Here is an 8,039-nt window from a genome sequence, read left to right on the forward strand (position 1 = left end):
CGTGAACGCCGCCGCCGACCTGTTCCCCCGCCGCATCGTCTGCCTGACCGAGGAGACGACCGAGACGCTCTACCTGCTCGGCCAGGAGGAGCGCATCGTCGGCATTTCCGGCTACACCGTGCGCCCGCCGCGCGCGCGCCAGGAGAAGCCGAAGGTCTCGGCCTACCTGAGCGCGAAGATCGACAGGATCCTCGATCTGGAGCCCGACCTGGTGCTGGGCTTCTCGGACCTGCAGGCCGACATCGCCAGCCAGCTGGTGCGCGCCGGCGTGGCGGTGCATGTCTTCAACCAGCGCACGGTGGCCGAGATCCTGCGCATGATCGCGATGGTCGGCGCGATGGTGGGCGCGCAGGCGCAGGCCGCCGCGCTGCTGGCCGAGCTGCAGCAGGGGCTGGACGCGGTGGCCGCGGCCGGCCGCGCGCTGCCGCGCCGCCCGCGGGTCTACTTCGAGGAATGGCACGAGCCGATCATCACCGGCATCGGCTGGGTGTCCGAGCTGACCGTGCTGGCCGGCGGCGAGGAATGCTTTCCCGAGCTGGCGGGGAAATCACTGGGCAAGGACCGCATCGTCGCCGACCCGCTTGAGGTCGTGCGGCGCGCGCCGGACGTGATCCTGGGCTCCTGGTGCGGCCGCAAGTTCCGGCCGGAGCAGGTGATGGCGCGACCCGGCTGGGAATCCGTGCCGGCGGTCGTGAACGCGCAGGTGTTCGAGATCAAGTCGAGCGAGATCCTGCAGCCCGGGCCGGCCGCGCTGACCGACGGCGTGCGCCAGATCCAGCACCGCCTGCAGGACTGGGCGCGGCTTCACGCCTGATCGGTCTTCGCGTCGAAGTCGCAGCAGTCCGCCACCGCGCAGGCGCGGCAGCGCGGCTTGCGGGCCTGGCAGACATAGCGGCCGTGCAGGATCAGCCAGTGGTGCGCGTCCTTGGCGAACTCGGCCGGGATGCGGCGCAGCAGCTGCATCTCGACCTCGTAGGGCGTGCGCCCCGGCGCCAGCCCGGTGCGGTTGCCGACCCGGAAGATGTGGGTGTCGACCGCGCAGGTCGGCTCGCCCCAGGCGACGTTGAGCACCACGTTGGCGGTCTTGCGGCCGACGCCGGGCAGCGCCTCGAGCGCCTCGCGGCTGCGCGGCACCTGGCCGCCGTGCTGCTCCAGCAGGATCCGCGCGGTGGCGACCAGATTCTTCGCCTTGTTGCGGAACAGGCCGATGGTGCGGATGTAGGCCTCGACGCCTTCCACGCCCAGCGCGACGATCCTGGCGGGCGTGTTGGCGACCGGAAAGAGCCGGCGCGTCGCCTTGTTGACGCTCACGTCGGTGGCCTGCGCCGACAGCAGCACGGCCGCCAGCAGCTCGAACACCGAGCTGTATTCCAGCTCGGAGGCGGGTTGCGGATTGGCATCACGCAGCGTGACAAAGAAACGCTGGATCGCGTCGGAGTTCATCTCCAGGGTCTCCGTAAGCCCTCGCTTGAGGGGAATTCATCAGTTCAGAGGGTGTGAGTGCCCGGATTGTCCGGCCAGAATGGCCGCCTATGCCGTACCGCCATCTGCCTTCCTTCCTGTGCCGTCTGCTGCCGTCCCGCCAGACCTGCCCCGATGTGCAGTGGATGGGCTGGTCCTTCATCGGTGCGGCGGCGCTGCAGGCCTGCGCCGAGCCGGTCTCGGTGGCGCTGACCGCCGTGTCCGGCACGACCGGCCTGGGCCTGATGCGCGGCCATTTCTGGGCCCGCGCCGCGGCGATCACGCTGCTGCTGGCGCTGATCGCGCTGCTGGCGCTGCCCTTCGGGCCGCAGCCCGGGCCGCTGTGGGTGCTGATGCCGGCGGCGATGCTGCTGCGGCTGATGTCGGCCCCGGTGCACCGGCATCTGGCAATGTGCGCGCTGGCGCGGGCCGGCCACACCGCTCAGCGGCTGGGCGAGAGATCGCCGTCGCGGTAATACCAGCGGCCGTCGATGCGCTCGAAGCGGCTGACTTCGTGCAGCCGGTGCGCCCGGCCGCCGAGCTTGCTGCGCGCGACGAACTCCACCGTCGCATGGTCCGCATCCTGGCGCTGGTGGCGCTTCACCTCCAGGCCGAGCCAGCGCAGGCCCGGCTCGTTGGGCTCGATCGAGGCCGGGCGGGTGTCCGGATGCCAGCTCGCCAGCAGGTAGTCGAGCCGGTCGAGCACGAAGGCGCTGTAGCGCGAGCGCATCAGCGCCTCGGCGTCCGGCGCCTGGCCGGCCAGCTCGCCGGCGTGGTAGCGGCCGCAGCAGGCCTGCAGAGTGCGGCCGCTGCCGCAGGGGCAGGGCAGGGTGTCGGGCGTGTTCATCGGCGGGATTGTCCGCGGGATCGGCGCGCCGGGCTGCTACGCTGCAGGCTTTCCGATCCGACCGAACCGACCGATTTCGCCTGCTTGCGCCCTCCCGTCATGCTGTTCCTGCTCTCGCCCGCCAAGTCGCTCGACTACGAGACCCCGGTGCCCGCGGCCCTGCGGCCGACCGTTCCCCTGTTCACCGACGAGGCCGCCGCGCTGATCGAGCAGCTGCGCGGCCAGACGCCCGCGCAGCTGGCCACGCTGATGGCGCTGTCGGACAAGCTCGCCACGCTCAATGTCGCCCGCTACGGCGCCTGGCAGCCCGAGGCCACGCCCGACAACAGCAAGCCGGCGGTGCTGGCCTTCGACGGCGATGTCTACGACGGCCTGCAGGCCGGCTCGCTCGATGCCGAGGCGCTGGCCTGGGCGCAGCAGCATCTCGTCATCCTGTCGGGCCTGTACGGCGTGCTGCGTCCGCTCGATGCGCTGCAGCCCTACCGGCTGGAAATGGGCACGCGCTGGCCCAACCCGCGCGGCCGCGATCTCTACGCCTGGTGGGGCGACCGCATCGCGCAGCACCTGAACGAGCGCCTGGCGGACGATGCCGCGCCGGTGGTCGTCAACCTGGCCTCGCAGGAATACGCGAAGGCGGCGCTGCGCCCGGCGCTGCGGGCTCGGGTGGTCGACTGCGTGTTCGAGGACTGGAAGGCCGGCGCCTGGAAGATCATCAGCTTCCACGCCAAGCGTGCGCGCGGGCTGATGATGCGCCACGCCATCGAGCAGCGCCTGGCCACGCCCGAGGCGCTGCGCGGCTTCGACCGCGACGGCTACGCCCATGCGCCGGAGGTCTCGACGCCGGACCGGCTGGTGTTCCGGCGCCGTGCCTGAGCGGGTTTCGGGGCCTGTCGTCACACCAGGAAACAAATCGCCACGGATCGCTTGATGTGGGGCAGTCCGGACTGCCCGCCGACACTGACAGAATTGCAGGATGACGCTTCAGATGAGCAGCACGCAGACGGCCACCCCGGAACTCCGCCAGTGGATTCTCGAGCAGGCGCAGGCAGGCCATTCACCGGATGCGGTGCTCCAGGCGATGGTGCAGTCCGGCTGGGACGAGGAGGTCGCGCTCGAGGCGCTCGAGCAGACGCTGGCCGGCTTCCTGGCCGAGCGCCAGAGCGCCACGGCCAGTCTGCCCGAGCCGGTGCCGGTGCCCGAGCCGCGCCTCGACGGCCGCACGCGGCTGCGTCTGCCCGACGGGCACGAGGTCGTGGTGGCGCTGCAGATGCACGAGCCGCGTGTCGTCGTCTTCGCCGGCTTTCTCTCCGACGGGGAATGCGACGCGCTGCGCGACCTGGCCGCGCCGAGGCTGGCGCGCTCCGAGACGGTGGACAACGTCACCGGCGGCAGCGAGGTCAACGAGGCCCGCACCAGCGCCGGCATGTTCTTCGCGCGCGGCGAGACCGCGCTGATCGACCGCATCGAGCAGCGAATCTCGGCGCTGGTGAACTGGCCGGTCGAGAACGGCGAGGGCGTGCAGGTGCTGCACTACGGCCCCGGCGCCGAGTACAAGCCGCATTACGACTATTTCGATCCGGCGCAGCCGGGTGCGCCGAGCATCCTGCGCCGCGGTGGCCAGCGTGTCGGCACGCTGGTGATGTACCTGAACACGCCCGAGGCGGGCGGCGCCACCGTGTTTCCCGATGTCCGGCTGGAGGTCGCGCCGGTCAAGGGCCATGCGGTCTTCTTCAGCTACGACCGGGCCCATCCGGTCAGCCGCTCGCTGCACGGTGGCGCACCGGTGCTGGCCGGCGAGAAATGGGTCGCCACCAAGTGGATGCGCGAGCGCCGCTTCGACTGAGCGACCGACCCAACGAACGAACGACTGAACCCGCATCCGACAGGAGACCTCCCCGATGCACATGCTGATTCCCGCGCTGGCCGCGCTGCTGCTGGCCACCGGTGCCCAGGCCCAGACCCAGACTTCCACCGGCCAGACGCCGATGCCGATCACCACGCCGGCGCCGGCCGCGCCGGCTGCTGTCCGGCCTGATCCGGCGACGCTGCGCGATCCGGCGGCCACGACCGCGGCGACACCGCGCCTGAAGGCCGAGCAGGCCCTGGCCGCACGCCAGGCCGCCAGCGACAAGGCCCGTGCCGAGCGCCGGGCCGAGCTGCGCAAGGCCCGGGCCGAAAAGGCCGCCAAGGCGCGCGCCGAACGGACTGCGGCCGCGAAGGATGGCGCCCGGATGGCCCGGGCGCAGAAGGCTGGCAAGGTCGACAAGACCGACAAGGCCGCGAAGGTGGCCAAGGCGGCCGATCGCCGCAAGCTGGCCCGGGCGGACAAGGCGCCGACCGCTGCCAAGGCGCAGGCTTCGACCCGTGCCGCCGAGCGCCGTCAGGCGGCGGTCAAGGCGCAGGCCGAGCAGCGCAGGCTGGCCGCCGAGCGCCGTGCCGATCGGGTCCGGGCGGCGGCCGCGCTGAACGACGGCTCCCGCCCCTGAGATTCCCGGATCAGTGGCCGCGGCCTGAGCCGCCGCGGCCCGATCCGCCTGCGCCACCCGGTCGCTGCGGCGCGGCCGCTGCCGGACGTGCCGCCGGGCGTGCGCCACCGGCGCCCTGCCCGCCACGGCCGCCTGCCGGGCGCGGCTGACCGGCACCGCCGGCCGGCTGACCGGCCGCACGCGGCGCACCCGCCGCACCGCCGGGGCGCCCGCCGCGGCCGTTGCCCGGCTGGCTGCCGCCGCCGCGTGCACCGCCGTTGAGCGTGCGCCGGCCGATCTGGATCGGCTCGGCCCGCTCGCCGGCCGGGGCCTCGAAGCCGGCCACCGTCTCGCGCGGAATGCTGCGCTTGATCAGCTTCTCGATGTCGGCGAGGAAGCCTTCCTCGTCCATGCACACCAGCGACAGCGCCTCGCCCTGCGCGCCGGCGCGGCCGGTGCGGCCGATGCGGTGCACATAGTCCTCGGGCACGTTCGGCAGCTCGTAGTTGATGACATGCGGCAGCTGGTCGATGTCGATGCCGCGCGCCGCGATGTCGGTGGCCACCAGCACGCACAGCTCGCCGCTCTTGAAGTCGGCCAGCGCCTTGGTGCGTGCGCCCTGACTCTTGTTGCCGTGGATTGCCATCGCCGAAATGCCGGCCTTGTTCAGGTGCTCGCACAGGCGATTGGCGCCGTGCTTCATGCGGGTGAACACCAGCACCTGGTGCCAGTCCTGCGACTTGATCAGATGGATCAGCAGATCCTTCTTCTTCTCGCGGCCGACGGTGATGATGCGCTGCGCGATCGTCTCGGCAGTGGTGTTGCGGCGCGCCACCTCGATGACGCGCGGCTGGTTCAGCAGCCGCTCGGCCAGCGCCTTGATCTCGTCGCTGAAGGTGGCCGAGAACAGCAGGCTCTGCTTCTGCTTGGGCAGGACCGCCAGCACCTTCTTGATGTCGTGCACGAAGCCCATGTCGAGCATGCGGTCGGCCTCGTCGAGCACGAAGAACTCGACGCGGCTCAGGTCCAGCGTGCCTTGGCTGTGGTGGTCGAGCAGCCGGCCCGGCGTGGCCACCAGGATGTCGACGCCGCGCTTGAGGCGATCGATCTGCGGGCCCATGCCGACGCCGCCGAACATCACCATGCTCGAGAGCTTGAGATGCTTGCCGTAGTTGCGCACGCTCTCCTCGACCTGGGCGGCGAGTTCGCGGGTGGGGGTGAGGATCAGCGCGCGGATCGCCCAGCGGCCCTTGCTGTCCTTGACCGGATGGCTCGAGGCCAGGCGGTGCAGCAGCGGCAGCGTGAAGCCTGCCGTCTTGCCGGTGCCGGTCTGCGCGCCGGCGAGCAGATCGCCGCCGGCGAGAACCGCGGGAATCGCCTGCTGCTGGATCGGGGTGGGGGTGTCGTAGCCTTGTTCGCGGATGGCGCGAAGGAGGGGCTGGGCCAGGCCCAGTTCGTCAAACGTCATGAAGAGGCACCCGGATGACGGGTGCAGGCGGCGCCGCCTGCCGTCCTCCCGCAAGGGAAGCGCCAGTCGAGGGCGACGCGGATTGCGATTCGAGTCCGATGCGACTCCCGGCGTCCTGACTGGGATGCACACCGGGGTCGCGATTGTAGCGGTCCCGGGTCCCGGTCCCGGACGGATCCCCTGCCGCACGGCGCTGCGGGGTGATTTCATGTGCACCAATCAAATGCGTCTGCCATGTGCTTGCACAAATGTTGTGCATCTTCTGACCCTCGCCTGGCGCTGATTCGTGACCTCTGTCCTTTTCTTGTGCGTGCCGTGGCGTCTCGGGCTGCACCAATATGGGCATGTTTTGTGCTTGCATGGTGCGCCTCGCGCGATCCGGGTGCGCCTCACGCTGGTGCGGTGACTGCCGGACGACGCGACATCTTTCTGTCCCGATCCCGATCCGTCCCGCCTTTTCGACATCCTTCACAAGAGACAACCATGGACACGCTGAAACAGGGCGCCGATGCGCTCTTCATCCTGCTCGGGGCCATCATGGTCCTGGCCATGCATGCCGGCTTCGCCTTTCTGGAGCTGGGCACGGTGCGCAAGAAGAACCAGGTCAATGCGCTGGTCAAGATCCTGGTGGATTTCGCGATCTCGACCATCGCCTATTTCTTCGTCGGCTACTCGGTCGCCTATGGCGTCGATTTCTTCAGCAGTGCCGAGGTGCTGGCGCAGAAGAACGGCTATGACCTGGTCAAGTTCTTCTTCCTGCTGACCTTTGCCGCGGCCATTCCCGCGATCATTTCCGGCGGCATCGCCGAGCGTGCGCGCTTTCATCCGCAGTCGCTGGCGACGGTGCTGATCGTCGCGCTGGTCTATCCGCTGTCGGAGGGCGTGGCCTGGAACCAGAAGTTCGGCGTGCAGGCCTGGCTGAAGGGCGCGTTCGGCGCCGAGTTCCATGACTTCGCCGGCAGCGTGGTGGTGCATGCGGTCGGCGGCTGGATCGCGCTGGCGGCGGTGCTGCTGCTGGGCGCGCGCTCGAACCGCTACCGCAAGGACGGTGCGATGTCGGCGCATCCGCCCTCGAGCATTCCTTTTCTCGCGCTGGGCTCGTGGGTGCTGGCGGTGGGCTGGTTCGGCTTCAACGTGATGAGCGCGCAGACCATCGACAAGATCTCCGGCCTGGTGGCGGTCAACTCGCTGATGGCGATGGTCGGCGGCACGCTGGTGGCGGCGATGATGGGCCGCAACGACCCCGGCTTCGTCTACAACGGCCCGCTGGCCGGCCTGGTGGCGGTGTGCGCGGGCTCCGACCTGATGCACCCGATCGGCGCGCTGGTGGTCGGCGGCGTGGCCGGCGCCATCTTCGTCCAGCTCTTCACGCTGACCCAGAACCGCTGGAAGATCGACGACGTGCTGGGCGTGTGGCCGCTGCACGGCCTGTGCGGCGCCTGGGGCGGCATCGCCTGCGGTCTCTTCGGTCAGACCGCGCTGGGCGGCCTGGGCGGGGTCAGTCTGGCCAGCCAGGCCGTGGGCACGCTGATGGCGGTGGCCTGGGCGCTGGGCGGGGGCTTCGCGGTCTACGGCCTGATCAAGGCGACCGTCGGTCTGCGCCTGTCGCAGGAGGAGGAATTCGATGGCGCCGACCTGACGATCCACCGCATCGGTGCCACGCCGGATCGCGAATTGACATCCTCCCCGCCCTAAAGGACGGGGATTCCGGCGGGCACGACCGCTTGCGCGGCCGAGCCTTCGGCGGGTTCCTGCTTCCTCGCGGCTGCGTGTCGTCCCCTCACGGGTCTGGCACGTC

At 70.4% G+C, this 8,039-nt stretch carries 9 protein-coding genes; 6 read left to right on the forward strand and 3 right to left on the reverse strand.

Features of this window, described 5'->3' with window-relative positions; all coding sequences use genetic code 11:
* The first annotated feature begins 1 nt into the window (after position 1).
* Positions 2-814 (forward strand): ABC transporter substrate-binding protein, encoded by an 813-nt coding sequence (locus NFT33_RS13250; protein WP_251675997.1) that lies wholly within the window; start codon positions 2-4, stop codon positions 812-814.
* On the opposite strand, the gene nth is transcribed toward NFT33_RS13250, so the two are convergent.
* A complete protein-coding gene (nth, locus tag NFT33_RS13255) occupies positions 805-1,443 on the reverse strand; it encodes an endonuclease III (RefSeq protein ID WP_251676000.1) in 639 nt (212 codons plus the stop codon). The two genes, NFT33_RS13250 and nth, sit on opposite strands and share 10 nt — an antisense overlap.
* A gap of 89 nt (positions 1,444-1,532) precedes the next feature.
* On the opposite strand from nth, the gene NFT33_RS13260 reads away from it, so the two are divergent.
* Positions 1,533-1,937 (forward strand): hypothetical protein, encoded by a 405-nt coding sequence (locus tag NFT33_RS13260; protein ID WP_251676001.1) that lies wholly within the window; start codon positions 1,533-1,535, stop codon positions 1,935-1,937.
* On the opposite strand, the gene NFT33_RS13265 is transcribed toward NFT33_RS13260, so the two are convergent.
* Positions 1,904-2,308 (reverse strand): YchJ family protein, encoded by a 405-nt coding sequence (locus tag NFT33_RS13265; RefSeq protein ID WP_251676004.1) that lies wholly within the window; start codon positions 2,306-2,308, stop codon positions 1,904-1,906. The genes NFT33_RS13260 and NFT33_RS13265 overlap by 34 nt on opposite strands.
* A 99-nt stretch (positions 2,309-2,407) precedes the next feature.
* Between NFT33_RS13265 and yaaA the strand changes: the two genes are divergently transcribed.
* From yaaA to NFT33_RS13280, 3 genes are all read left to right on the forward strand, one after another.
* Positions 2,408-3,181 (forward strand): peroxide stress protein YaaA, encoded by a 774-nt coding sequence (gene yaaA, locus NFT33_RS13270; protein ID WP_251676006.1) that lies wholly within the window; start codon positions 2,408-2,410, stop codon positions 3,179-3,181.
* A gap of 100 nt (positions 3,182-3,281) precedes the next feature.
* On the forward strand, positions 3,282-4,151 hold the full coding sequence (locus NFT33_RS13275; protein ID WP_251676008.1) for a 2OG-Fe(II) oxygenase: 870 nt from the start codon (positions 3,282-3,284) through the stop codon (positions 4,149-4,151).
* 55 nt (positions 4,152-4,206) lie between these two features.
* Positions 4,207-4,794, forward strand: coding sequence for a hypothetical protein (locus NFT33_RS13280; protein WP_251676010.1), 588 nt, complete (start codon positions 4,207-4,209; stop codon positions 4,792-4,794).
* A gap of 10 nt (positions 4,795-4,804) precedes the next feature.
* Here NFT33_RS13280 and NFT33_RS13285 read toward each other — a convergent pair whose 3' ends face one another.
* Positions 4,805-6,241 (reverse strand): DEAD/DEAH box helicase, encoded by a 1,437-nt coding sequence (locus NFT33_RS13285; RefSeq protein WP_251676012.1) that lies wholly within the window; start codon positions 6,239-6,241, stop codon positions 4,805-4,807.
* A 483-nt stretch (positions 6,242-6,724) separates the two neighbouring features.
* Here NFT33_RS13285 and NFT33_RS13290 point away from each other — a divergent pair, with 483 nt between their 5' ends.
* Complete coding sequence (locus tag NFT33_RS13290) at positions 6,725-7,936, forward strand: ammonium transporter (protein ID WP_220785595.1); 1,212 nt, start codon at positions 6,725-6,727, stop codon at positions 7,934-7,936.
* Positions 7,937-8,039 lie beyond the last annotated feature (103 nt).

Source organism: Sphaerotilus sp. FB-3 (genome assembly GCF_023706025.1).
GTDB classification, from domain to species: Bacteria; Pseudomonadota; Gammaproteobacteria; order Burkholderiales; family Burkholderiaceae_C; genus Sphaerotilus; species Sphaerotilus sulfidivorans.